Annotated in this window: 22 protein-coding genes; 9 read left to right on the plus strand and 13 right to left on the minus strand. The window is 60.0% G+C overall.

Going from position 1 to position 25,782, the window contains the following annotated elements; all coding sequences use genetic code 11:
- Positions 1-20 precede the first annotated feature (20 nt).
- The 7 genes from MMG91_RS20940 to MMG91_RS20970 all read right to left on the minus strand — a co-directional run bounded on the left by MMG91_RS20940 (position 21) and on the right by MMG91_RS20970 (position 8,348).
- Positions 21-1,031, minus strand: a complete 1,011-nt coding sequence (locus MMG91_RS20940) for a chemotaxis response regulator protein-glutamate methylesterase (RefSeq protein WP_310660565.1) — start codon at positions 1,029-1,031, stop codon at positions 21-23.
- Positions 1,028-3,316, minus strand: coding sequence for a hybrid sensor histidine kinase/response regulator (locus tag MMG91_RS20945; RefSeq protein WP_310660566.1), 2,289 nt, complete (start codon positions 3,314-3,316; stop codon positions 1,028-1,030). The genes MMG91_RS20940 and MMG91_RS20945 overlap by 4 nt, the downstream gene beginning before the upstream one ends.
- The gene (locus MMG91_RS20950; RefSeq protein WP_305448353.1) at positions 3,313-3,996 is read right to left on the minus strand and encodes a chemotaxis protein CheW; all 684 of its coding nucleotides are present in this window, start codon (positions 3,994-3,996) and stop codon (positions 3,313-3,315) included. Before MMG91_RS20950 ends, MMG91_RS20945 begins: the two co-directional genes overlap by 4 nt.
- Positions 3,993-5,276 carry a CheR family methyltransferase gene (locus tag MMG91_RS20955; RefSeq protein ID WP_310660567.1) on the minus strand — a complete coding sequence of 428 codons (1,284 nt, stop codon included), beginning with the start codon at positions 5,274-5,276 and terminating at the stop codon, positions 3,993-3,995. Before MMG91_RS20955 ends, MMG91_RS20950 begins: the two co-directional genes overlap by 4 nt.
- The gene (locus MMG91_RS20960) at positions 5,273-5,809 is read right to left on the minus strand and encodes a chemotaxis protein CheW (RefSeq protein ID WP_305504711.1); all 537 of its coding nucleotides are present in this window, start codon (positions 5,807-5,809) and stop codon (positions 5,273-5,275) included. The genes MMG91_RS20955 and MMG91_RS20960 overlap by 4 nt, the downstream gene beginning before the upstream one ends.
- Positions 5,809-7,431, minus strand: a complete 1,623-nt coding sequence (locus MMG91_RS20965) for a methyl-accepting chemotaxis protein (protein WP_310660568.1) — start codon at positions 7,429-7,431, stop codon at positions 5,809-5,811. The genes MMG91_RS20960 and MMG91_RS20965 overlap by 1 nt, the downstream gene beginning before the upstream one ends.
- Positions 7,432-7,625: 194 nt before the next feature.
- Complete coding sequence (locus tag MMG91_RS20970) at positions 7,626-8,348, minus strand: tellurite resistance TerB family protein (RefSeq protein ID WP_310660569.1); 723 nt, start codon at positions 8,346-8,348, stop codon at positions 7,626-7,628.
- A gap of 327 nt (positions 8,349-8,675) precedes the next feature.
- Between MMG91_RS20970 and ydcS the strand changes: the two genes are divergently transcribed.
- The 6 genes from ydcS to MMG91_RS21000 all read left to right on the plus strand — a co-directional run bounded on the left by ydcS (position 8,676) and on the right by MMG91_RS21000 (position 15,313).
- The gene (ydcS, locus tag MMG91_RS20975; RefSeq protein ID WP_310660570.1) at positions 8,676-9,827 is read left to right on the plus strand and encodes a putative ABC transporter substrate-binding protein YdcS; all 1,152 of its coding nucleotides are present in this window, start codon (positions 8,676-8,678) and stop codon (positions 9,825-9,827) included.
- A 108-nt stretch (positions 9,828-9,935) separates the two neighbouring features.
- Entirely contained in the window at positions 9,936-10,973 is a 1,038-nt protein-coding gene (locus tag MMG91_RS20980) for an ABC transporter ATP-binding protein (protein WP_310660571.1), read from the plus strand.
- Between the two features lies 1 nt (position 10,974).
- The gene (locus MMG91_RS20985) at positions 10,975-11,922 is read left to right on the plus strand and encodes an ABC transporter permease (RefSeq protein ID WP_310660572.1); all 948 of its coding nucleotides are present in this window, start codon (positions 10,975-10,977) and stop codon (positions 11,920-11,922) included.
- Positions 11,912-12,736: an ABC transporter permease gene (locus tag MMG91_RS20990; protein WP_310660573.1), complete on the plus strand. Its 825-nt coding sequence runs from the start codon at positions 11,912-11,914 to the stop codon at positions 12,734-12,736. Before MMG91_RS20985 ends, MMG91_RS20990 begins: the two co-directional genes overlap by 11 nt.
- Before the next feature lie 48 nt (positions 12,737-12,784).
- Positions 12,785-14,209: a gamma-aminobutyraldehyde dehydrogenase gene (locus MMG91_RS20995; protein ID WP_310660574.1), complete on the plus strand. Its 1,425-nt coding sequence runs from the start codon at positions 12,785-12,787 to the stop codon at positions 14,207-14,209.
- A gap of 624 nt (positions 14,210-14,833) precedes the next feature.
- Positions 14,834-15,313 (plus strand): Bro-N domain-containing protein, encoded by a 480-nt coding sequence (locus tag MMG91_RS21000; RefSeq protein WP_305504699.1) that lies wholly within the window; start codon positions 14,834-14,836, stop codon positions 15,311-15,313.
- Positions 15,314-15,384: 71 nt separating this feature from the next.
- Here MMG91_RS21000 and MMG91_RS21005 read toward each other — a convergent pair whose 3' ends face one another.
- Positions 15,385-15,570 carry a hypothetical protein gene (locus MMG91_RS21005; protein ID WP_305448342.1) on the minus strand — a complete coding sequence of 62 codons (186 nt, stop codon included), beginning with the start codon at positions 15,568-15,570 and terminating at the stop codon, positions 15,385-15,387.
- Between the two features lie 410 nt (positions 15,571-15,980).
- On the opposite strand from MMG91_RS21005, the gene MMG91_RS21010 reads away from it, so the two are divergent.
- A complete protein-coding gene (locus MMG91_RS21010) occupies positions 15,981-17,606 on the plus strand; it encodes a glucan biosynthesis protein D (protein ID WP_305448341.1) in 1,626 nt (541 codons plus the stop codon).
- Between the two features lie 134 nt (positions 17,607-17,740).
- Here MMG91_RS21010 and MMG91_RS21015 read toward each other — a convergent pair whose 3' ends face one another.
- From MMG91_RS21015 to MMG91_RS21025, 3 genes are all read right to left on the minus strand, one after another.
- Positions 17,741-18,847, minus strand: a complete 1,107-nt coding sequence (locus MMG91_RS21015; RefSeq protein WP_310660575.1) for an NADH:flavin oxidoreductase/NADH oxidase — start codon at positions 18,845-18,847, stop codon at positions 17,741-17,743.
- 267 nt (positions 18,848-19,114) lie between these two features.
- The gene (gene recJ / locus MMG91_RS21020; protein ID WP_310660576.1) at positions 19,115-20,824 is read right to left on the minus strand and encodes a single-stranded-DNA-specific exonuclease RecJ; all 1,710 of its coding nucleotides are present in this window, start codon (positions 20,822-20,824) and stop codon (positions 19,115-19,117) included.
- Between the two features lie 66 nt (positions 20,825-20,890).
- Positions 20,891-21,433, minus strand: coding sequence for a YaeQ family protein (locus MMG91_RS21025; RefSeq protein ID WP_007897614.1), 543 nt, complete (start codon positions 21,431-21,433; stop codon positions 20,891-20,893).
- Positions 21,434-21,580: 147 nt separating this feature from the next.
- On the opposite strand from MMG91_RS21025, the gene MMG91_RS21030 reads away from it, so the two are divergent.
- Both MMG91_RS21030 and MMG91_RS21035 read left to right on the plus strand, forming a co-directional pair.
- Positions 21,581-22,780: a CaiB/BaiF CoA-transferase family protein gene (locus tag MMG91_RS21030; protein WP_310660577.1), complete on the plus strand. Its 1,200-nt coding sequence runs from the start codon at positions 21,581-21,583 to the stop codon at positions 22,778-22,780.
- On the plus strand, positions 22,761-23,687 hold the full coding sequence (locus MMG91_RS21035) for a TIGR02285 family protein (protein ID WP_305448336.1): 927 nt from the start codon (positions 22,761-22,763) through the stop codon (positions 23,685-23,687). The genes MMG91_RS21030 and MMG91_RS21035 overlap by 20 nt, the downstream gene beginning before the upstream one ends.
- 170 nt (positions 23,688-23,857) lie before the next feature.
- On the opposite strand, the gene MMG91_RS21040 is transcribed toward MMG91_RS21035, so the two are convergent.
- Both MMG91_RS21040 and MMG91_RS21045 read right to left on the minus strand, forming a co-directional pair.
- A complete protein-coding gene (locus tag MMG91_RS21040) occupies positions 23,858-24,145 on the minus strand; it encodes a DUF3509 domain-containing protein (protein ID WP_253550031.1) in 288 nt (95 codons plus the stop codon).
- Positions 24,146-24,380: 235 nt separating this feature from the next.
- Entirely contained in the window at positions 24,381-25,736 is a 1,356-nt protein-coding gene (locus tag MMG91_RS21045; RefSeq protein WP_305448335.1) for a transporter substrate-binding domain-containing protein, read from the minus strand.
- Between the last annotated feature and the right edge of the window lie 46 nt (positions 25,737-25,782).

Genomic DNA, 25,782 nt, shown 5'->3' on the forward strand with positions numbered 1-25,782 from the left:
ACGATTGCTGCTAATGATAGTCATTTTGAGAAGATTTCCAGCAATCGTGGCGCTATCTTGTCCAGTGGGCGAATTTCCACAGCTGCGTCGATGGCCGCGGCCGCCTTCGGCATTCCGTACACCGCACTGCTTTGTTGGTCCTGAGCGATGGTCAGGTAGCCCTGTTGGCGCATGAGTTTAAGCCCCTGCGCGCCGTCGCGCCCCATACCGGTCAGCAGAACGCCCACCGCGTCACCGCTCCAGTAACTGGCCACACTCTCGAAAAACACATCGATCGAAGGCCGATAGATCTCATTGACCGGTTCGGCGGTGTAGGCCAGCGTGCCGTTTTTCAGCAAGCGAATATGATGGTTGGTCCCGGCCAGCAGGACCGTGCCGCTTCGGGGCGGTTCGCCTTCCTGGGCCAGGCGCACGTTCAGGCCACTGGCGCTGGCAAGCCATTCGGCCATGCCCGCGGCGAACACCTGATCCACATGCTGGATCAGCACGATGGCCGCCGAAAAGTCTCGAGGCAGGCCCTTGAGCAGCACTTCCAGCGCCGCCGGCCCGCCAGCCGATGAACCGATGGCCACCAAATGCTGGCGCGAGGACGAGTGGCGGTGCGAACTCGGTGCCGATCGCACCCGATTGCTATGGTCGCCGATCAGCCAGCCAATGTTCATGATCTTGCGCAACAGCGGTGCGGCGGCTTCCTGAGGATTGCCGCCCCCGATAGCCGGGGTATCGACCACGTCCAGCGCGCCGTAACCCATGGCTTCGAACACCCGGTGCACGTTCTGCTCGCGGTCGACAGTGACAATGACAATCGCGCACGGAGTCTCGGCCATGATTCGCCGGGTCGCTTCCACACCGTCCATCAACGGCATGATCAAATCCATCAGGATCAGATCCGGGGTGTATTCAGCGCAACGTTGCACCGCCTCGGCCCCATTGCCGGCGACCCAGACCACCTCGTGCGCAGGTTCGAACGCCAATGCGCGGCGCAAAGCCTCTACCGCCATGGGCATGTCATTGACGATAGCGATTTTCATGCCCGCGCGCCTCCAATGAGCTCAACCACTGCATCCAGCAAAGCGTCATCATGAAAACTCGCTTTGGCTAGATAATAGTCGGCTCCGGCGTCCAGTCCACGGCGGCGGTCTTCTTCGCGGTCCTTGTAGGACACCACCATCACCGGCAGCGATTGCAGGCGGTTATCGCGACGCAATAAAGACACCAGCTCAATGCCATCCATGCGCGGCATGTCGATGTCGGTGATCAGCAGATCGAAATCCTCCGAACGCAGGGCGTTCCAGCCATCCATACCGTCCACCGCCACCGCGACGTCATAGCCGCGATTGAGCAGCAATTTGCGCTGCAACTCACGCACGGTCAGCGAATCGTCCACCACCAGAATCCGTTTACGCGCCGCTTCGACGGCCTGATTGGCATGCCGGGCAATGCGCTCCAGACGCCCGGTATTGAGCAGTTTGTCCACCGAACGCAGCATGTCTTCGACATCGACGATCAGCACTACCGAGCCGTCGTCGAGCAAGGCTCCGGCAGAAATGTCCTGCACCTTGCCCAGGCGCTCGTCCAGCGGCAGCACCACCAGCGTCCGCTCGCCGATAAACCGCTCGACCGCCACCCCGTAAATCGCCTCGCGCTCGCGGATGACCACGACTTTGAGGGTCTGCGCGTTGTTCTGGCTCGCCGGTCGCTGCAACAGCTGACTGGCGGCGACCAGCCCGACATGCCGGCCTTCGTGCCAGAAGTGCTGCCGGCCCTCGACCTGCACGATATCCTCCGGCGCCAGGTCGCACATGCGCTCGATGTGCGCCAGCGGGAAGGCATACGCCTCCTCACCGACTTCCACCACCAGGCTGCGCACCACCGACAGCGTCAGCGGTACTTGCAGATGAAAGCGACTGCCCTCACCCGCCGTTTGCTCCAGCACCACGGCGCCGCGCAATTGGCGAACCATATGCTGAACCGCATCCAGCCCGACGCCGCGCCCGGAGACTTCGGTGACCGTGTCGCGCAAGCTGAAACCCGGCAGAAACAGGAACGTCAGCAGTTCCTCTTCGCTCAACTGGGCGGCGGTCTCGGCTGGGGATAACTGCCGCTCGACGATGTTGCGACGGAGTTTTTCCAGATCAACACCATTGCCGTCATCGCTGAGCTCCAGCACCAGCAGACCGGCTTGATGGGACGCTCGCAGACGGATCAGGCCTTCCTCCGGTTTACCGGCCAATAGCCGTTGTTCCCGGGTTTCGATACCGTGATCCACCGCATTGCGCAGCAAGTGCGTCAGCGGCGCTTCGAGTTTCTCCAGTACGTCGCGGTCGACCTGAGTCTTATCGCCCTCGATCTCCAGCCGCACCTGTTTCCCAAGGTCACGGCCGAGATCGCGGACCATGCGCGCTTGCCCGCTCAGCACGTCGGCGAATGGCCGCATGCGACAGGCCAGCGCCGTGTCATACAACACCTGTGCGCGCTGGCTGGCGTGCCAGGCGAACTCATCCAGTTCGGCGTTCTTTTCCACCAGCAATTGCTGGGACTCGGCCAATAGTCGTCGGGCATCGCCCAAGGCCTCTTGGGCTTCGAGACTCAAGGCATGGTCCTTGAGATGGACGTTGAGGTTTTCCAGGGCCCGCAGGCCGTTGCTCTGCATGCGTTTGAGGCGCTGCATGGTGGCCAGGTGCGGCTTGAGCCGCTGGGTTTCCACCAGGGATTTACTCGACAGGTCGAGCAGGCTGTTCAAGCGCTCGGCCGTCACGCGCAACACGCGCTCGCCACTTTCGGTGCTGCGTTTAGTCGTGAGGGCTGGCTCGGCGGGCGCTGCCGGGGGGGCTTCGCTGGCGGCCGGCATGGGCGGCTCAACCTTGGGCGTCGGCGGCTCCAGCTGAAGTTCTGCCATCGGCGGCGCAAGGGGGGCCGTGGCCGCCATGTGATCAAGCAGCCGTCCCATCAAGACGACGTAAGCGTCGATATCCGCAGGCGCCGGAGCGTTGCTCGGCGTCGCAATCCGCATCAGCAGATCGGTGCCTTGCAACAGGGCATCAATGTGTTCGGGCCGCAGGTACAGGCGCCCTTCCTGGGCGCTGACCAGGTAATCTTCCATCACATGGGCGACGCGGACCCCGGCATCGACACCGACAATCCGCGCAGCGCCCTTGAGCGAGTGGGCGGCCCGCATGCACGACTCAAGGTAATCGGCCTGGGTCGGATCGCGCTCAAGCGCCAAAAGCCCTGCGCTCAGCACCAGGGTCTGGGCCTCGGCTTCCAGGCTGAACAGCTCCAGCAAGGAGGCGTCACGCATTTGCTCGGGGGTCATGTGAGGCTCCGGGTCACGGCGGACAGCAGCTGTTCTTCATCCAGCCAACGCAGGCTGCGACCTTTGAATTGCAAAACGCCACGGGTGTATTTGGCACTGGCCTGGGCGCCGGACCGAGATGCCGCTTCGAGAATGCGCTCGTCGATGGCATGAATCCCGTCCACTTCGTCCACCGGCACCACCACCGGCCCGCCGTGGGCGGCGATGATCAGCATCCGCGGCATGACTCGCGCGCCAGACGCCACGCCACTGGTGGCGTCGAGCCCCAGCAGTTCTACCAGCGACAGGCACGCCACCAGGGCACCGCGCACATTCGCCACGCCGAGCAACGCCCGGGAGCGTTGATGCGGCAACGAGTGAATCGCCTGCAGCGGCGCCACTTCGACCAGGCTGCGAGTGGCCAGGCCCAACCATTCTTCGCCGAGGCGAAACATCAGCAGCGAGCGGGTTTTCACATCGCTCCCGGCCACTGTGGAAACTTGCTCGCGGTCGTCCTGCTGCAAGGCATAGCGATCGAGCAGGCGCGTGGCGGCAGCCGAATACACCGCACAGTTGCGGCAATGAATGTGCTCGCTCAGCAAGGGGCAGGACTTGTCGCCGTGGATACCGATGCGGTTCCAGCAGTCGTCGATGGCCTGGGCATCTTCACGGGTGACGCTCAAGGTGTCGGCAGCGTTCATCGTTTACGCTCACTGTCAGCGGCGCGCTCGCTGCGGGCGGCGCGGGCCTGTAATCGTCTGGCACCGGCCGTGTCGCCCTGGGACTGCAGCAAGGCGGCCAGGTGCATCAATGCGTCGGGGTGTTGCGGTTCGAGGTACAACGCCTTGCGATAAAAACCCTGGGCCTCGAGAGCGCTGCCGGCGACATCGCTGAGCAGCCCCAGCCAATAGAACACCTGCGCTACCGGCTCGTGACTGCGCAAAAAACTTTCGCACGCTGCGCGGGCCTCAGCGCTTTTGCCTTCATTGGCCAGCGCGGCGATGTTCGCCAGCAGCGTGGTGGCGTCCGAAGGGATGGTTTTCGAAGGGGCGGCGGCGACCTGAGGCAGTGGCACGACTGTCGCGAAAGGCCGACTGCGCACTGGTGGCGGTGTCACGCTGCGCACCGGTTGTTGCACCGGAAGCGGCAGCGGCGTCGGCACAAAGGTCGCGCGCGGTTCCGGTGCACTTTGACGACTGAAGGCAAACGACTGCGGAATGCCGATCGAGCGCATGCCGAAACGCCCCAGCAGACTGCCCTCCGCAGGGCCGATAAACAGCACGCCGTCGACGTGGGTCAGGCGCTTGAGCACTTCGAACACTTGCTGCTGGGTCGGCTGGTCGAAATAGATCAGCAAATTGCGGCAAAACACGAAGTCATAAGGTGGCTCACTGGCCAGCAACGCCGGATCCAGCAGATTACCGACCTGCAAACGCACCTGTTCAAGCACGCGCCCGCTGAGGCGATAGTTGTCATTTTCAGCCGTAAAATGCCGCTCGCGAAATTCGATGTCCTGGCCACGAAACGAATTCTTGCCGTACAGCGCGAGCCTGGCCTTTTCCACCGACAGCGGGCTGACATCCATGCCGTCGACCTTGAACTGGTGCGGCGCCAGCCCGGCATCGAGCAATGCCATGGCGATGGAGTACGGTTCTTCGCCGGTGGAACACGGCAGACTGAGAATCCGCAGCGCGCGCATGTTATTGATCGCCGCCAGCCGCTTGACCGCCAGTTTCGCCAGCGTGGCGAAGGATTCCGGATAACGGAAAAACCAGGTCTCGGGGACGATCACTGCTTCGATCAGCGCCTGTTGTTCGTCCCGCGAGCCCAGCAGGGTGTGCCAGTACTCATCGGCCGTCAGCGCCCGAGCCGCCGTGCAGCGCTGGCGCACCGCGCGTTCGATGATCGCCGGGCCAACCGAGCCCACATCCAGGCCGATACGCTCTTTGAGGAAATCGAAAAACCTTTGATCGCTGCTCATCCCTGCTCCTCAAACTGCGCCAGGTCCAGCGGCGGCGAGGGAAACAATAAGGCGTGGACCTGTTCGTCCAGCAAATCGGCAACCCGCACCCATTGCAACAAACCCTGGGCATCTTCGCGCACCGGCCCGAGGTACGGCGCCTGGCGATTGTCCAGGCCATATGGCTGAAAATCCGCCGGGTTGCAGCGCAACGTGTCGGTGGCCTGTTCCAGAATCAGCCCGAGCAATTGCGCAGGCGTCGCCTCGTCCGGCCGATAATGCACCAGCACCAGCCGCGTGCTGGTGCGGGCCTGGGCCGGTTGGCCGAACGTCAGGGCGCTGAGGTCGATCACCGGCACCACCGCGCCGCGCCAGGCGAACACCCCTGCCACCCAGTCCGGCGCTCGGGGAATGGGTTTCAACGGCAGTTGCGGCAGCACTTCGGCCACCTCGATGGCCTGCAAGGCGTAACGCTCATTGCCGATGCGGAACACCAGAAACAACGACTGTTTCACTGGCATCACCGCGCCGCGTTTGACCGCGAGCTCGCTCATCAGACTTTGAATCGCGAAACGCCGCCACGCAGCCCCACGGCCACCTGGCTCAACTCATCGATAGCGAAACTGGCCTGACGCAGGGACTCGACGGTCTGGCTGCTGGCGTCACCCAATTGCACCAACGCATGGTTGATCTGCTCGGCGCCCGTGGCCTGGGCCTGCATGCCTTCGTTGACCATCAACACCCGTGGTGCCAGCGCCTGAACCTGATGGATGATCTGCGACAGTTGCTCACCCACCTGCTGCACCTCGGACATGCCACGACGCACTTCTTCGGAAAACTTGTCCATGCCCATGACCCCGGCCGACACCGCCGACTGGATCTCACGCACCATCTGCTCGATGTCGTAGGTGGCCACAGCGGTCTGGTCCGCCAGTCGCCGCACTTCGGTGGCGACCACGGCAAACCCGCGACCGTATTCACCGGCCTTCTCGGCTTCGATTGCAGCATTCAGGGACAACAGGTTGGTCTGGTCGGCAACTTTGACGATGGTCACCACCACTTGATTGATGTTGCCGGCCTTCTCGTTGAGGATCGCCAGTTTGGCGTTCACCAGATCCGCCGCGCCCATCACCGAGTGCATCGTGTCTTCCATGCGCGCCAGGCCTTGTTGACCGGAACCGGCCAGCACCGATGCCTGATCGGCGGCGGTGGAGACTTCGGTCATGGTGCGCACCAGATCCCGCGAGGTGGCGGCAATTTCCCGCGATGTCGCACCGATTTCGGTGGTGGTGGCTGCGGTTTCGGTGGCGGTGGCCTGCTGTTGCTTGGACGTCGCGGCGATTTCCGTGACCGACGTGGTGACCTGCACCGAGGAGCGCTGGGCCTGGGACACCAGCGACGTGAGCTCGGTCATCATGTCATTGAAGCCGGTTTCCACCGCGCCGAACTCGTCCTTGCGATCAAGATCCAGGCGACTGCTGAGATCGCCGGTGCGCATGACTTCGAGGATCTCCACGATGCGATTCATCGGTGCCATGATCGCGCGCATCAGCAGCAGGCCGCAGAGGCCGGCGACGATGATCGCCACCAGCAAAGAGACGCCCATGCTGATTTTGGCGGCCGTCACCGCTTCACCAATGGCCAGCGTGGTTTTTTCAGCCATATCGTGATTGCGCTCAATGAGGCTATTCAACTGCTTGCGTCCATTGACCCAGGCCGGTGTGAGCTTTTGCTCCATGGCAAGACGTGCTTGCTCATACTCTTTGCGCTGATAGAGGTCGAGAACGTTCGTCAGTTCTTGATTAAAGGTCTGATGACGCGCTTCGAATTCGTCGAAGAGGGCCTGATCATCCGCCTGGAAAATAGTCTTGCGGTAGTGGGTCACTTGCTCGTTCAAGCGCTCTTCGAAGCTCTTGTACATGACCTGGTCGGCAGCGGTTATTTCGCGATTTCCGGAAAGACCGACAATTTGCTGGGTGAGGTTATAACTGTCGACCCAGGCACCGCGCATCATCGAACTGAAATACACCCCGGGCACCGCATCGGTGCGGACCTTTTCTTCGCTGACCTCGATCTTCATCAACCGGGAAAAAGACACCACGACCATCAGCAGCATGATCGCGATAATCACCGCAAAGCTCGCCAAAATGCGTTGGCGCAACGTCCAGTTCTTCACAGTCAGTCCTCGGTGCAGGTCAAATTGCGGGGGAGTATAGCCGAGGGCCTGTGGATTGATTATCGGGTTATGCGGTGTGGCTTGAAGATGCCTTCGCGGGCAAGCCTCGCTCCTACGGGTCAGCGTCGACGACAATCGTGTGTTCGACAATTCACTGCAGGAGCGAGGCTTGCCCGCGAAGGCGGTCTGAAGACCTACATAGAAGCCTGACGCACCTGCTTTTCCAGCTCTGCCTTCAACCCCGGCTCCAGCTTCAACTGTCGCGCCAGTTCATCCAGATAGGACTTCTCCATAAAGCTCTCCTCATCCACCAGCATCACGCTGGCGATGTACATCTCCGCCGCCATTTCCGGCGTGCTCGCAGCGCGGGCGACGTCGGCCGGGTCCAGCGGTTTATTGAGCTCGGCGTGCAGCCAGTGTTGCAGCTCCTGATCATTGTCGAGTTTGCTGAACTCGCCTTCGATCAATTGGCGCTCACGTTCATCGACATGACCGTCAGCCTTGGCCGCGGCGACCAACGCCTTGAGGATCGCCTGGCTGTGTTGCTCAACCTGAGCCGCCGGCAAGCGGTCGATAGTTTGCGGCTCGGTTGTGGCTGCGGTGCCCTGCTGGGCCTGCCAGTTGCCGTACGCTTTGTAGGCAATCACGCCCAGTGCGGCGAGGCCGCCGTAGATAGCCACTTTGCCGCCGACCTTGCGCACCTTCTTGTTGCCGAGCAACAGGCCCATGGCGCCAGCCGCCAGTGCACCGCCGCCAGCGCCGGAGAGCACACTGCCGAGGCCGCCCGAACCACTGGAGCCTGCGAGCAAACCGCCCAAACCACCGCTGGACGCTTTGTTCCGGGTACCGCCGGCCTTGTTCTGCAACAGGTCCTGACCGGATTTGAGTAGTTGATCGAGCAATCCACGAGTGTTCATTTTGCTGCCTCCACGAATTCGGGTTAACCGGATCTTTAAGGCCACCAGCCTGGATCAAAAGTGCCCGACGTCTCTCGATGAGAGTGCTTCCAGATGTTGCTCACGTTTAGGCAAACAGGCTGGAACGCCCTCCAGGAATCTATTTCATCGAATGCAGCCTTTGAGATTTGTCGACCGTGGAACCGCGCACTAGGCTGGATAAATCCATAAGACAGCCCGACCTCAATCTGCCTCTCACAAAGCGCACTAAGCTAATAACAAGCCACTCACGGCGCATCATCCCGTTCAACACTGCCCCGACCATAATTTAAAGAAGAGGGTTCACCCATGCTTGTGCACAAGACCGCACTGCTCAGTGCAATCACCACAGCACTGCTGGCCAGCACCAGCCTGCAGGCCGCCGAGCCGCTGAAAGCTGTCGGCGCCGGCGAAGGTCAGCTGGATATCGTCGCTTGGCCTGGCTATATCGAACGGGGCGAAACCGACAAGGCCTACGACTGGGTCAGCGCTTTCGAGAAGGAGACCGGCTGCAAGGTCAACGTCAAGACCGCCGGCACGTCCGATGAAATGGTCACCCTGATGGCCAAGGGCGGTTACGACCTGGTGACGGCGTCCGGCGACGCCTCCCTGCGCCTGATCGCCGGCAAACGTGTGCAGCCGATCAACACCGCACTGATCCCCAACTGGAAAAATCTCGATCCGCGCCTGAAGGATGCGCCGTGGTACGTGGTCGACAAGCAGACTTATGGCACTCCCTATCAATGGGGCCCGAACGTGCTGATGTACAACACCAACGTGTTCAAACAGCCGCCAACCAGTTGGGGCGTGCTGTTCGAAGAGCAGAAGCTGTCCGACGGCAAATCCAACAAGGGCCGCGTACAAGCGTATGACGGCCCGATCTACATCGCGGACGCGGCGCTTTACCTGAAAACCGCCAAGCCGGAACTGGGTATCACGGATCCTTACCTGCTCGACGAAAAACAGTACAAGGCCGTTCTCGAGCTGCTGCGCGCCCAACAAAAGTTGATCCACCGCTACTGGCACGACACCACCGTACAAATGAGTGACTTCAAGAACGAAGGCGTGGTGGCTTCAAGCTCCTGGCCCTATCAGGTCAACGGCCTGATGAACGAGAAACAGCCGGTCGCCTCAACCATTCCGAAAGAAGGCGCCACCGGATGGGCCGACACCACCATGTTGCACGCCGAGGCCAAGCACCCGAACTGCGCTTACAAGTGGATGGACTGGTCGCTCACGCCGAAGGTCCAGGGCGATGTGTCCGCCTGGTTCGGCTCGCTGCCAGCGGTTCCGGCGGCGTGTACCGGAAACGAACTGCTGGGGGCCGAGGGTTGCAAGACCAACGGTTTCGACCAGTTCGACAAGATCGCCTTCTGGAAAACCCCACAGGCTGAGGGCGGCAAGTTCGTGCCTTACAGCCGCTGGACCCAGGATTACATTGCGATCATGGGTGGTCGCTAACACCAACTGATCGTTCCCACGCGGAGCGTGGGAACGATCATCAATGAAGATTTCAGAAGTCCAGGCAAGGCCACTGTGACGATCCTCGCCTTTTCGGAGCTCCGCACCATGACGCTTGCAGTCCAGTTCACCAACGTTTCCCGTCAGTTCGGAGAAGTGAAAGCCGTTGACCGGGTTTCCATCGATATTCAGGACGGCGAGTTCTTTTCCCTGCTGGGCCCTTCCGGCTCGGGCAAAACCACCTGCCTGCGCCTGATCGCCGGTTTCGAACAACCGAGCACTGGCTCCATCCGTATTCATGGCGCCGAAGCCGCCGGGCTGCCGCCATATCAGCGGGACGTGAACACCGTGTTCCAGGATTACGCGCTGTTCCCGCACATGAACGTTCTCGACAACGTCGCCTACGGTTTGAAAGTCAAAGGTGTCGGCAAGTCCGAACGCCAAAAGCGCGCCGAAGAAGCTCTCGATATGGTCGCCCTCGGCGGCTACGGCGAGCGCAAACCGGTGCAACTCTCCGGGGGCCAGCGTCAGCGTGTGGCCTTGGCCCGCGCGTTAGTCAATCGCCCTCGCGTGTTGCTGCTCGACGAACCCTTGGGTGCCCTCGATCTGAAACTGCGCGAGCAAATGCAAGGCGAGCTGAAGAAGCTGCAACGCCAGCTCGGCATCACCTTCATCTTCGTCACTCACGACCAGACCGAAGCGCTGTCGATGTCCGACCGCGTGGCCGTGTTCAACAAGGGCCGCATCGAACAGGTCGACACGCCGCGTCACCTGTACATGAAACCGGCGACCACGTTCGTCGCCGAATTCGTCGGCACGTCCAATGTGATTCGCGGCGATCTGGCCCGGCAGTTGAGTGGCAATCCACAGCCGTTTTCGATCCGCCCCGAACACGTGCGTTTCGCCGAAGGCCCGCTGGCCAGCCATGAAATCGAAGTCAGCGGCCTGCTGCACGACATCCAGTACCAAGGCAGCGCCACCCGCTATGAATTGAAGCTGGAAAATGGCCAGACGTTGAACATCAGCCAGGCCAACGTCCAGTGGCTGGATGTCAGCGCGCAACATCAGACCGGGCAACGCATCAGCGCTCGTTGGGCGCGTGAAGCGATGATCCCGCTGCACGACCATGTTGTGGGCGGGGTTTGAGATGAACAGCGTGGCAGCTCCTCAAACCCCGACAAGCGGCTCGCCGTTGCGCCGGTTTTCGAACTTGCTGTACCGGCGGCCGAACCTGTATCTGTCGCTGCTGCTGGTGCCGCCGTTGCTGTGGTTCGGTGCGATCTACCTCGGCTCGCTGCTGACCCTGTTGTGGCAAGGCTTCTACACCTTCGATGACTTCACCATGGCGGTCACGCCCGACCTGACCCTGGCAAACTTCGCAGCACTGTTCCAGCCATCGAACTTCGACATCATCCTGCGCACCCTGAGCATGGCCATCGTCGTGTCCATCGCCAGTGCAATCGTGGCGTTCCCGATCGCCTATTACATGGCGCGCTACACCAGCGGCAAGACCAAGGCGTTTTTCTACATTGCGGTGATGATGCCGATGTGGGCCAGTTACATCGTCAAGGCCTACGCCTGGACCTTGCTGCTGGCCAAGGGCGGCGTGGCCCAGTGGTTCGTTCAGCACTTGGGGCTGGAACCGGTGTTGCAGTTCGTGCTCGGGATTCCGGGAGTAGGCGGCAGCACCCTGTCGACCTCGCATCTGGGGCGGTTCATGGTATTCGTCTACATCTGGCTGCCGTTCATGATCCTGCCGATTCAGGCTTCACTGGAACGCCTGCCGCCGTCCTTGCTGCAAGCCTCGGCGGATCTTGGCGCCAAGCCACGTCAGACCTTCATGCAAGTGATACTGCCGCTGTCGATTCCGGGCATCGCGGCCGGCTCGATCTTCACGTTTTCGTTGACCCTGGGCGACTTCATCGTGCCGCAACTGGTGGGCCCACCGGGCTACTTCATCGGCAGCATGGTCTACGCCCAGCAAGGAGCGATCGGCAATATGCCGATGGCGGCGGCCTTCACCTTGGTGCCGATCGTGCTGATCGCCATTTACCTGTCCATCGTCAAACGTCTGGGGGCTTTCGATGCGCTCTGATGCGTCCTCTCAAGACCGGGCATCCCCGGGCCTGCGCATCGCCGCCTGGGGCGGGTTGGTGTTCTTGCACTTCCCGATCCTGATCATCTTCCTCTACGCCTTCAACACCGAAGACGCGGCGTTCAGCTTTCCGCCCAAGGGCTTCACCCTGAAGTGGATCGGCGTGGCGTTCTCCCGGCCGGACGTGCTGGAAGCGATCAAGCTGTCGCTGCAGATCGCCGCCGTCGCCACGCTGATTGCGCTGATCCTCGGCACCCTCGCGTCGGCGGCGTTGTACCGGCGGGATTTCTTCGGCAAGCAAGGCATCTCGCTGATGCTGATCCTGCCGATTGCCCTGCCCGGGATCATCACCGGGATCGCGCTGCTGGCGACCTTCAAGACCTTGGGGATTGAACCGGGGATATTCACCATCATCGTCGGTCACGCGACCTTCTGTGTGGTGATCGTCTACAACAACGTCATTGCCCGCTTGCGCCGCACGTCATACAGTTTGATCGAAGCGTCGATGGACCTCGGCGCCGACGGCTGGCAGACCTTCCGCTACATTGTCCTGCCGAACCTCGGCTCGGCGATGCTGGCCGGCGGCATGCTGGCCTTTGCGCTGTCGTTCGACGAAATCATCGTCACCACCTTCACCGCCGGCCATGAACGCACCTTGCCGCTGTGGCTGCTCAATCAGCTCAGCCGCCCACGGGACGTGCCGGTGACCAACGTCGTCGCGATGCTGGTGATGATGGTGACAATGTTGCCGATTCTTGGCGCCTATTATTTGACCCGTGGTGGGGAAAGCGTTGCGGGCAGTGGCGGAAAATAACTGACAACTCATTCCCAATGTGGAAACCGCTTCGATGAGGGCAAAGCCATGCAAACCAAACTCTTGATCAACGGCCAACTCGTCAACGGCGACGGTGCCGCCCAAGCCGTGTTCAACCCGGCCCTCGGCCGTGTGCTGGTAGAAATCAATGAAGCCAGCGAAGCCCAGATCGATGCCGCCGTTCGGGCCGCCGACAACGCCTTCCAATCCTGGTCGCAAACCACGCCGAAAGAACGTTCACTGTTGCTGCTCAAACTCGCCGACATCATCGAAGCCCATGGCGAAGAGCTGGCCAAGCTGGAGTCGGACAACTGCGGAAAACCCTACAGCGCCGCGCTGAACGATGAAATCCCGGCGATTGCCGACGTGTTCCGTTTCTTCGCCGGCGCCAGCCGTTGCATGAGCGGTGCGCTAGGGGGTGAATATTTGCCCGGCCACACCTCGATGATCCGCCGCGACCCGGTGGGCGTCATCGCCTCCATCGCGCCGTGGAACTACCCGCTGATGATGGTCGCCTGGAAAATCGCCCCGGCCCTGGCCGCCGGTAATACCGTGGTGCTCAAGCCGTCGGAACAAACCCCGCTGACCGCCCTGCGCCTGGCAGAACTGGCGTCGGAAATCTTCCCGGCGGGCGTGCTTAACCTGGTGTTCGGTCGTGGTCCTACGGTCGGCAGCCCGTTGGTCACTCACCCGAAAGTGCGCATGGTATCGCTGACCGGCTCCATCGCTACCGGTTCGAACATCATTTCCAGCACCGCCGGCAGCGTCAAACGCCTGCACATGGAACTGGGCGGCAAAGCGCCGGTGATCATCTTCGACGATGCCGACATCGACGCCGCCGTAGAAGGCATTCGCACCTTCGGTTTCTACAACGCCGGCCAGGATTGCACCGCCGCCTGCCGCATTTACGTGCAGGCAGGCATCTACGACCAGTTCGTCGAAAAGCTCGGCGCGGCCGTCAGCAGTATCAAGTACGGCTTGCAGGATGATCCATCGACGGAGCTGGGCCCGTTGATCAGCGCGCAGCATCGCGACCGCGTGACAGGGTTTGTCGAGCGTGCCATCAAGCAACCGCACATTCGTTTGATCACAGGCGGCAAAGCGGTGGAAGGCAATGGTTTCTTCTTTGAACCGACGGTGCTGGCTGACGTGCAACAGGACGACGAGATCGTGCGCCGCGAAGTGTTCGGACCGGTAGTGTCGGTCACCAAGTTCACCGATGAAGCGCAGGCGCTGGCCTGGGCCAACGATTCAGACTACGGCCTGGCGTCGTCAGTCTGGACCGCGGACGTCGGCCGCGCGCATCGGCTGTCTGCACGTTTGCAGTACGGCTGCACATGGGTAAACACCCACTTCATGCTGGTCAGCGAAATGCCTCACGGCGGTCAGAAACTGTCCGGTTATGGGAAAGACATGTCGATGTATGGGTTGGAGGACTACACGGTTGTAAGGCATGTGATGTTCAAACATTAAAAGCTTCGCGGGCAAGCCTCGCTCCTACAGGGATCGCGCCGTTTCATTGATCGACACAAAGCCTGTAGGAGCGAGCGGTGCGGCGATCCGACTTGCCCGCGAATGGCGTCACCACGAATTCAAGAAGGACACCGGCGGAAAGCAGAATAAATATAGGAAAAACCATTCATTTGGCGCTGCCTCCCTGCACCTCGTGCAAAAACAGGAAATTCCTACAGATGGAGCCTTCCAGCAAAGGCAACGATTCCTACAACAAGCGTCGCCAGAGTAGACTTGGCGCCGCGAGCGCCTTGCAGATAGGCTTCATCCCGTCGCTGCCAAATCAGCGGCCCGGGGTCGAAGCCGGTACATCATCAACATGGCGCATCCGCGCCACCATATGAGCTGAAGCTTTTTGCCTTCCAGTCTCGCTTTATGGTGGGCCGTGTGGCGCGGGCCTCTTGGCTTCCATGTTGATCGAGAATGTCCCGACTTCGAACGCCGCACGGTCCGCCACCCAAATCTGTCGAAGGATTAGTGGCGGCTCCCTTTTCAACATGGAGTCGAACAAATGCTTAGGCACATCCCAAATTCACCTGAAGCCTTCGTAACAAAATGCCCTCTCGCTAACATTGGAGGCAGGCCATGACCCATCCTCATTTCATCCCTACCGTCTTCACCCGCCACAACCGATTCCTCCACGCCATCATGCAAGCTAACCAAGGCTGGTTCTGTGTCCAAGACCTTGGCCGCTTAATGGGTCGCCCACTAGACCAACGACTCACCCTGAAGCTAGATCCTGATCAACGCCAATATGTCTGGCTGCTGAAGAACGGCAAAACGGTCGAATCACTGATGGTCAGCGAATCAGGGATGTATGCCCTGCTCGTTCATCATTTCGTCCCGGAAAACCGAAACCTGCGCCAGTGGCTGAGCAACGAGGTCATGCCCATGTTGCGTGACTCGAACGCGGCATCGATGGAAAACATCCCGAGCCTGAGTTCGTTGCAGTGGGCTGGGATCTCTGTGCCGCTGCTGCATTGGCAGCATCAGGCCTGGATCAAGTGGCGGGACATGCCTGATTTAATGCAAGCGCAACGGCCGTTCACGATTTGTAGCCGTTGAACTGATGCACAAGGGGACGGAGTTTTGCAGTCCGTCCCCTTGATTTTCCAACACTACTCAATCTCCTACCGTCAAAACCGCGAAACACTGCGCATCGCATCCACCAGATACCGCATCGCAATCCGGTCGCTCTCCGACAACTCGCGATACCGCTCCACCAACTTCAACTCCTCCGAACTGAGCCGACGCTTTCGCTGCCCGGTAGCCAGCCAGGGGAAGATTCCTAATATTTCAGTAATGCCTTGTACTTTCGACATGGACGATGTCCTTCTATACGTCAGAGAAAACTTTAAAACCGCATCGCCCTATCACTTTCAGCGGTCACCTTATGCCCGCCGAACCCACCGGCCTGAAGGGCCGAAACCGGTCATGCCCCATAGAATAGAAATTAATTTGGCGCTGAAAAGCGTTTTTAGAGTAATTAGTCGAAAAAAGCAGATATGCCCTATAAATCAGAAAGTGCTGTAAGAAACGCTACCTGAAATGTCTTGTTTCATTGCCGCGCTATCGCTGTGCCATCAATCATTTTTGCTCTCCGACCGAACGGTTTAAAGTATTTGGCATCTCTTTAAGGTCTGTTGCGTTTGGCCAAGGCATGTCCGAACCGTTATTTTTGATCCAGCACGTGCCAGGAACGGCGCGGGATTGTTCACGACAGGTTGTACTTATGCACCGCAGGAATTTGCTCAAAGCCTCCATGGCCATCGCGGCTTACACCGGTCTCTCCGCCACCGGCCTGTTGGCAGCGAACGCCTGGGCCGGTAGCAGCGCCGCCGATGGCGACGCACAGGCGTTCGACTTCGAAGCGCTGAAGAGCCAGGCCAAACAGCTCGCCGGAAAGCCCTATCAGGACACCAAACAGGTGCTGCCGCCGACGCTGGCGACCATGACGCCGCAGAACTTCAACGCGATCCGCTACGACGGCAATCACTCGCTGTGGAAGGACTTGAAAGGCCAGCTGGACGTGCAGTTTTTCCACGTCGGTATGGGTTTCAAGCAACCGGTGCGCATGTACAGCGTCGATCCCAAGACTCGACTGGCGCGCGAGGTGCATTTCCGCCCGTCGCTGTTCAACTACGAAAAAACCACTGTTGACACCAAACAGCTCAAGGGCGATCTGGGTTTCTCCGGGTTCAAGCTGTTCAAGGCCCCGGAGCTGGATCAGCACGACGTGTTGTCATTCCTCGGCGCCAGCTATTTCCGCGCGGTAGACGCCACCGGCCAGTACGGTTTGTCGGCCCGCGGCCTGGCGATCGATACGTACGCCAAGAAGCGCGAAGAATTCCCGGACTTCACCAAGTTCTGGTTCGAGACACCGGACAAGGACAGCACTCGCTTCGTGGTGTATGCCCTGCTCGATTCGCCGAGCGCCACCGGCGCCTATCGTTTTGATATCGATTGCCAGGCCGAGCGTGTGGTGATGGAAGTCGATGCCCACGTCAATGCCCGCACCGCCATCGAGCAACTGGGCATCGCGCCGATGACCAGCATGTTCAGCTGCGGCACCCATGAGCGGCGCATGTGCGACACCATTCACCCGCAAATCCACGACTCCGATCGCCTGGCCATGTGGCGCGGCAATGGCGAGTGGATCTGCCGCCCGCTGAATAACCCGGCCACCCTGCAATTCAATGCCTTTGCCGACACCGACCCGAAAGGTTTCGGCTTGGTGCAGACCGATCACGAGTTCGCCAATTATCAGGACACCGTCGACTGGTACAGCAAGCGCCCGAGTCTGTGGGTAGAACCTACAACCGCATGGGGCGAAGGCTCTATCGACTTGCTGGAAATTCCTACAACCGGCGAGACCCTGGATAACATCGTCGCGTTCTGGACGCCGAAAAAACCGGTCGCGGCCGGGGACTCCCTCAACTATGGCTACAAGCTCTATTGGAGCGCTCTGCCACCGGTGAGTACGCCGCTGGCGCGGGTCCACGCGACCCGTTCGGGCATGGGCGGTTTTATCGAAGGCTGGGCGCCGGGCGAGCATTATCCGGAAGTCTGGGCGCGACGCTTTGCCGTGGACTTCACCGGCGGTGGTCTGGACCGCTTGCCCGAAGGTGCGGGGATCGAGCCGGTGGTGACCTGCTCGAATGGCCAAGTGAAGGACTTCAATGTGTTGGTGCTCGATGACATCAAGGGCTACCGCATTACCTTCGACTGGTACCCGACCAACGACAGCGTGGCCCCGGTGGAGCTGCGGTTGTTCATTCGCACCAATGACCGCACGTTGAGTGAAACCTGGTTGTACCAGTATTTCCCGCCGGCGCCTGATAAGCGTAAGTACACCTGAAAGTTAGCGGGGTCTGAAATGCCCCTACGCGAGCCTGCTCGCGATGAGGCCGCAAAGCCCAGCAAAATATTCCCCGCCAGATAAACAAAAGCCCCGGTCAACACGACCGGGGCTTTTGGGTTTTACAACGGCATTCAGTCACGCAAATCCGATTCATGAATCGGCTGGTCACGATGGGTAGCCCGATGATATTGCGCCGGCCAAATAGCTTTGTGCCCGCCCAGATCATCATCGGCATGCAGCGGCCAGTACGGATCACGCAACAACTCCCGGGCGAGGAAGATGATGTCGGCCTGACAGGTACGCAGAATGTGCTCGGCCTGAGCCGGTTCGGTAATCATTCCTACAGTGCCGGTGGCAATGCCTGACTCCTTGCGTACGCGCTCGGCAAAACGGGTCTGATAACCGGGGCCTGTAGGAATCTCGGCGTTTACCGCCGTACCGCCCGATGAGACGTCGATCAGGTCCACGCCCAGGTCTTTGAGGCGCCGCGCCAGCTCCACGGTTTCATCGGGGTTCCAGCCGTCTTCCACCCAATCGGTGGCCGACACCCGCACAAACACCGGTAACTCTTCAGGCCACACGGCCCGCACCGCTTCGGTGACTTGCAGGACCAGCCGAATCCGATTCTCGAACGAACCGCCGTACTGATCGCGCCGTTGATTGCTCAGAGGCGAAAGAAATTGGTGCAACAGGTAACCGTGGGCTGCATGCACTTCGACCACTTTAAAACCGGCGATCAGTGCCCGTTTGGCCGAATCGACGAAGGCCTGGATAACGTCAGCGATTTCGCCTTCATCGAGTTGCTTCGGTGGTGTGTGCTGGGGGTCAAAAGCGATCGGCGAAGGGCCAACCGGGGTCCAGCCGCCGTCTTCCGGTTTGATGCTGCCATGCTTGCCGAGCCACGGCCGATGCGTGCTGGCCTTGCGCCCGGCGTGGGCCAACTGAATACCGGCAACGGCGCCCTGAGCGGCGATGAAGCGCGTAATACGTTGCAAGGATTCGATCTGTTGATCATTCCAGAGGCCGAGATCCTGGGCGGTAATGCGCCCATCGGCGGTGACCGCCGTGGCTTCGGTGAATACCAGACCGGCGCCGCCGATAGCGCGGCTACCGAGATGGACCAGATGCCAGTCATTGGCCAGTCCATCGACGCTGGAGTACTGGCACATCGGTGACACCGCAATGCGGTTAAGCAGGGTCAATTGACGAAGGGTATAGGGTTCAAGCAGCAGACTCATGGGGCACCTCTCGAATCAGTGGGCAGGCTCCAGGGTTCTGTTTGAATAGTCGACGAGTGACAGGAAAAGGTGCAGCACCCGCCCCCGCGGGCAAAAAATTCGACAAGACGTCACAAGGATAATCAAGCAGTGCTTAGAGCCTAGTCGACATCGGGGGATGAAGGAGGGTTCCGAGAGATTGGGTGTCAGAAAGTTTGCTTTCGCGGGCAAGCCTCACTCCTACAGGTTATGCACAGTCTGTAGGAGCGAGGCTTGCCCGCGAAGGACTTAACGCGGTTCGATATGGGCAATCATCAACTGAACGGTCTCGTTCCCACGGAACTCATTGAGGTCGAGCTTGTAAGCCAATTCGACCCACTTGATGGTCGGATTTGGCCAGATATCGCGGTCGATACCGAAGGCAATGCCGTCCAGCTTTACCGAACCGCATTCACTCTTCAGCACCACTTTGAGGTGTCGTTCACCCACGACGCGTTGCTCGACCAACTGGAACACCCCGTGAAACAGCGGCTCCGGGAAGTGTTGTCCCCAAGGCCCGGCATGGCGCAGGGCACGGGCCAGTTCCAGGTGGAACTCCTCAACCGCCAAAGTGCCGTCCGACAGCAGCCGCCCGGTCAAATCCTCTTCGCGCAGTTGCCGACGCACTTCAGCGTCAAAGGCTTCAGCGAACAACGGAAAATTCGCTTCCGGCAACGTCAGGCCGGCCGCCATGGCGTGGCCGCCGTATTTACTGATCAGGTTGGGATGCTGCGCCGCGACCACGCTCAAGGCATCACGAATATGAAAGCCCTGAACCGAACGCCCCGAGCCCTTGAGCAGGCCATCACCGGCATCGGCAAAGGCAATGGTCGGACGGAAATAGCGCTCTTTCATACGGGACGCGAGGATACCGATGACGCCCTGGTGCCACTCGGGATCGAACAGGCACAGGCCGAACGGCATCGACTCCACCGGCAAATCCTTGAGCTGGGCCAGCGCCTCACGCTGCATGCCCTGCTCGATGGATTTGCGGTCCTGGTTCATGCCATCCAGCTGAGCGGCCATTTCACGGGCAGCGCCCGCGTCTTCGGTGAGCAGGCATTCGATGCCCAGGCTCATGTCGTCCAGACGCCCCGCCGCGTTCAGACGCGGGCCGAGGATGAAGCCCAAGTCGGTGGAGGTGATGCGCGAATGGTCGCGCTTGGCCACTTCAAGGATCGCCTTGAGCCCCGGTCGCGCTCGCCCGGCGCGAATCCGCTCCAGCCCCTGATGCACCAGAATCCGGTTGTTGGCATCCAGCGGCACCACGTCGGCGACGCTGCCCAGCGCCACCAGGTCCAGCAGTTCGCCAATGTTCGGCTGCGGCTTGCTTTCGTACCAACCCAGGCTGCGCAGACGCGCGCGCAGGGCCATCAGCACATAGAAAATCACCCCGACACCGGCCAGGGCTTTGCTCGGAAACTCGCAACCCGGCTGATTCGGGTTGACGATGGCATCGGCCAACGGCAGTTCATCGCCGGGCAAGTGGTGATCGGTGACCAGCACCTTGAGCCCGGCCTTTTTCGCCGCCGCCACGCCTTCGACGCTGGAGATGCCGTTGTCCACGGTGATCAGCAGTTGCGGCTCGCGGGTCAACGCCACTTCAACGATCTCCGGCGTCAGGCCATAGCCGTACTCGAACCGGTTCGGCACCAGATAATCGACATGCGCCGCGCCCAACAGGCGCAACCCCAGCATGCCCACGGTACTGGCCGTCGCACCATCGGCGTCGAAGTCGCCGACGATCAGAATCCGCTGACGTTGCTCCAGGGCCGTCACCAGCAAATCCACCGCCGCATCGATGCCTTTGAGCTGCTGATACGGAATCAGCCGCGCCAGACTCTTGTCCAGTTCAGCCTCGGACTGCACGCCCCGCGCTGCGTAAAGGCGGGTCAGCAGTGGTGGAATATCACCGAGGAATGGCAGGATTTCGGGCAACAGGCGAGGTTCGATGCGCATGGGGTGACAGGTGCTTCTCTTGAATACGTAGGATAAAACCGGGTAACGCGGTTCAGCGGCGAATAATCAGCCGCGTTCGCCGCTCAGCCACTGCAACTGAACTTCATGCTGACCACGGTCGTCGGTGACGAAAATCGTTCCTTCGCTGATCATCACATCCCACTTGATAACGCGGGGCATGTCCTTGGCCAGGGTTTCCAGCACTTCCTGAGGCACAGCGGCGATGTGAACGTTTTTCAGGTTTTTGATCGCCGGGATCACTTTGGTTTCCCAGACACGCAGGCTGCCGTAAGCCAGCAGGCTGGTGCGTTCGGTGCGGCGCGAGCACCAGGTCAGGCGATCGGCGTCTGGCTGGCCGACTTCGATCCAGTGCAGGACACGATCATCCAGGCTCTTTTCCCACAGCGCTGGCTCATCCACGTCTGACAGACCGCGACCGAAGGACAACTGCTCGTTGTACCAGAAGGCGTAGGCCAGCAGCCGCACGGTCATGCGCTCTTCGGTTTCCGAAGGGTGACGGGCGATGGTCTGCTTCACGCTCTCGTAGACGCTGCGGTCGAGGTCGGTGAGGTTCAGTTCAAACTTGTAGGTCGTGGACGGCTGGGCCATGAACGGGCTTCTTGATACGAGGAAAGGCGGCAAGTCTAACCGATGCAACAGGCAATCAACGAATTGAAGGCGATCAACTTTGGGCTATGGACGTCGGCCTATGTTAAAACTCTGCATCCGCTCAGCCTTTGTCCTACAGGATTCAGCATGCCGTTTTCCAACAAACCGCTCTCCGGTCTGAAAGTCATCGAATTGGGTACGTTGATTGCAGGGCCGTTTGCCTCGCGTATTTGCGGCGAGTTCGGCGCCGAAGTGATCAAGATCGAGTCCCCGGACGGCGGTGATCCATTGCGCAAATGGCGCAAGTTGTATGAAGGCACTTCGCTGTGGTGGTTCGTTCAGGCGCGGAACAAGAAGTCTTTGACCCTGAACCTGAAACACCCGGACGGCCTGGCGATTCTGAAACAGCTGCTCAGCGAAGCAGACATCCTGATCGAGAATTTTCGCCCCGGCGTGCTGGAAAAGCTCGGCCTGGGCTGGGAAGTCTTGCACGCACTGAACCCGAAACTGGTGATGGTGCGGCTCTCGGGCTTTGGCCAGACCGGGCCGATGAAAGATCAGCCAGGCTTCGGCGCGGTCGGTGAATCCATGGGCGGCTTGCGCTACATCACCGGGTTCGAGGACCGGCCGCCGGTGCGCACCGGGATTTCCATCGGTGATTCGATTGCCGCGCTCTGGGGCGTGATCGGCGCGCTGATGGCCTTGCGTCATCGCGAGGTCAACGGCGGCTTGGGGCAAGTGGTGGACGTGGCGCTGTACGAAGCGATCTTCGCCATGATGGAAAGCATGGTCCCGGAGTTCGACGTATTCGGCTTCATCCGCGAACGTACCGGCAACATCATGCCGGGCATCACGCCCTCCTCCATTCACACCAGCGCCGACGGCAAACACGTGCAGATCGGCGCCAACGGCGATGCGATCTTCAAGCGTTTCATGCTGATCATCGGTCGCGAAGACCTGGCCAATGATCCTGTGCTGGCCAGCAACGACGGACGCGACAGCCGTCGCGATGAGATATACGGGGTGATCGATCGCTGGGTCAACTCACTGTCGCTGGACGCGGTGATCGAGCAACTGAACCAGGCTGACGTTCCCGCCAGCCGGATCTTCAGTGCCGAAGACATGTTCAGTGATCCGCAGTACCTGGCCCGGGAAATGTTCTTGCAGGCCAAGCTGCCCGACGGCAAGGACTTCAAGATGCCCGGCATTGTGCCAAAACTCTCTGAGACGCCCGGCAGCTCCGAATGGGTCGGGCCGCAGCTGGGTGAACACAATGCGCAAGTACTCCACGACCTTGGCTACGACCCGGCACAGATCGCACGGCTACGTGAAGACGGGGCCATCTAAGCTGAAGCGCCTGCTTTCATCAGTCATCGGTTACGTCGGCGTCGGGCGTGTGCTGGCGGTGCTCGGGTTGTTGGCGGGGCTGATGTCCCCGGCCCTGGCGCAACCTAAAGAGCATTTGCTCTGGCTGCTGCGCGATCTGCCACCCGTGACGATCTTCGAAGGCCCGAAAAAAGGCCAGGGGGTTGTCGATCAACTGATGCCGCTGTTGATCGCCGGCATGCCGCAGTACGAACACACCCTGATGCGGGTCAATCGCGCCCGTGGCATGCAAATGCTCCATGAAAAATCCTTTACCTGCGACCCTTCGCTGATCTGGAGCGAGGAGCGCGAACACTGGATTGCGTTTTCCATACCGGTCTTCCGGGCGGTCAGCAATGGGCTGGTGATCCGGCGTGAAGATCGGTCGGTGCTGGAGCCCTTTCTCATTGGCGATGAAGTCGATCTGGCAGCACTGTTGGCCAGCCGTCGAGAGAAAGTCGGTGTGGTCGCCGAGCGTCGTTACGGTCAGTTCCTCGACACGCTGCTGCAACAGGCGCCGCCCGGCGTGCTGACGCCTCATTACGGCAACGACGCCCTCGGCAGTCTGTTGCAGATGCAGCGCCTGGGTCGTTTGCAGGTGGTCTTGGGTTACTGGCCAGAAATCCGCTATCAGGCTCGTCAGGAACATATTGCCGATGATCAGTTGGAATTTTATTCGGTCAAAGGCACGGGCAAGTACCTGTCCGGGTACATCGGTTGCTCGAATACGCCCCAGGGGCGACAGGCAATCAGTGAAATCAATCAGCTATTGCGCGCCCTGCCCCGCGAACGCCTGGACCCGCTGTACGCCGACTGGCTCGATCCACAAAGACGCAAGGACTACCTGGAAGAAACCAGGGCCTTTTTCGAACGTCAGGCCGCGCAATGACAAATCGCAGGCAAAAAGAAACCCCGGGAAGTGGGGAGACGACTCGGGGTTAAACGTGGCCTACATAAAGACCAGTAGCAACAAGCTACAAGCACCGGAGCACAATGCTTGATCCTGCTGTTACATGGTCTGACTGACCTTGGCGCAGGAAGGTTCCCACAAAAAACAATTCAATTTCGGCTGGCCAGGATCTTGTCCTGAGCAGCATTGCGCAACGCCGCGATAACACAGGGCTCCAGACGTCCTTCAGCGATCAGCACGTCGCGGTGCAGCCCGTCGACGACATCCGTCAGCAGACGTTTATCGGTTAACTGGGCCTGATTGAACGTCCGTTCGACCACGATAGCGCCGCTCGTACTCTTCAGTGTCACCAGGCATTCGCCATGGGCACCCGATGGAGTCAACTTGACCTGATACGGGCTCAGAGCCTCACCGAGCAATAGACTGATACTTTCCATCTCGATCACCACTCAATAGTCCGAAAACAAAGTGCCTGGGGCGTGTCCACAGTAAATGACCACAGGCCCGAGAAGAAAGTTCTGGATTCCAACGGCAGGCGCACCGGCGCCTCTGGTAGTTAGAGCATGCACGGTAAAGATGACAGTAAAAAAACAGCTGATTCGTGCTAATGCCAGTCAGTGAAGAAAGGATGCCACAGGTCTTGGCCTTCACTTAACTGACTGGCATCACCCTTCACACCTGCCTTGTACGCTTGCCGATATCGCTCCATCCACCCAGCAGTCCTCGCAATTGACCGTCCGCACTGTAGAACGGCACCGTCCACTGGTAGATATCCCTGACGCCATCCTTGAATATCAACTGACGTTCGCTGAAACGGGTCTTGCGAGTACCGAGCTGAGCCATGAACTCAGCGTGCAGCTGCTCGGCGGTTGCTTTGGGCAAGACATCAAGCTCGATCAGTTGTCGCCCCTGAACCTGGTCGAAACGGATCGACAAGCACTCCTCATAACTTTTGTTGCACATGATCAAACGCCCTTGCAGATCGCGCACGAACATCGGGTCGGGCATGGCGTCAATCAACGCGTGCTGGAATGCGAGCTGATCATTGAGGTCTTTTTCGGCGTCTCGTCGTTGCTCGATCAGTGTCGCAAGCCGACGGTTCCAAAGTAATGAAAGCAGGCCGAACAGGCTGACGATGAACACACCCCAGCAGCCCCATCGGGTTATCCGCTGCCAGGCCGAGGGCGCATATACCGGCGCAACTCCACTCAGCCATTTGAGCCGCATGGCACGTAACTCGGCGGGAGGAAATGCTTCGAGCGCCTTGTTGAGGATGCTCAATAATTGCGGCTGTCCTTTGCGGACTGCCAAATGATCAGCCTCCCATTTGCCTTCCACCGCATGCCCGACCTTGAGCCGGCCCGAGGGATAGAGCTGCGCTCCGATTTCGTTTTCAATGGTGGCATAGGCCTCGCCACTTTCCACCAGTGCCCGGGCTTCGGCGTAGGTTTTGACCGAGCGCAGCTCGATCGCCGGGTAGTCACGACGAATCGTGCCCTCCAGGGCGTGCCGGGTCGGCAATACCAGGACCCTCTTCGAAAGTTGCTCCAAAGACTGTAACGCTGAGGTGCCGGTCAGCCCTACAAGCACCCAACCCGCGCCACCGAAGGCATGACTGAAATCCAGAAACACCTTGCGCTCGTCGTTTACTGCCAGCGTCGTGCTCATGTCCGCCGCGCCGCTTTCCAGCCGCTCCAGCAATTGGTCGGTGGAAAACGACTCTTCATGGACGAACCGCAACCCTGTCATGGCGCTGATGCGGTTGAGCACATCGTTGTTCAAACCGCTCCAGTGACCGTGCTCATCCTTGAACAGATACAGCGGGTACTGCGCCGATGCGACGATAACCACCGGATGTTCAGCAATCCATTGCCGCTCCTGAGCATCCAGCTCAATGCGCGCGATGGCAGCTGACTTCATGGATTCATGTGTCGCCAATTGTGCAGCCTTTACCCATTGCCCAAAACCCAGGGCGCCCAGCAAAAACATCCAGCACACGGCTGGTTTAAACCCTCTAAAAAACAGCATTGCCACTTCCTTGGTAATCGTCTCGCCCGTCCTTCATGGGCGGCTC

This window comes from Pseudomonas sp. JL3 (assembly GCF_031570575.1).
GTDB classification, from domain to species: Bacteria; Pseudomonadota; Gammaproteobacteria; order Pseudomonadales; family Pseudomonadaceae; genus Aquipseudomonas; species Aquipseudomonas cucumis.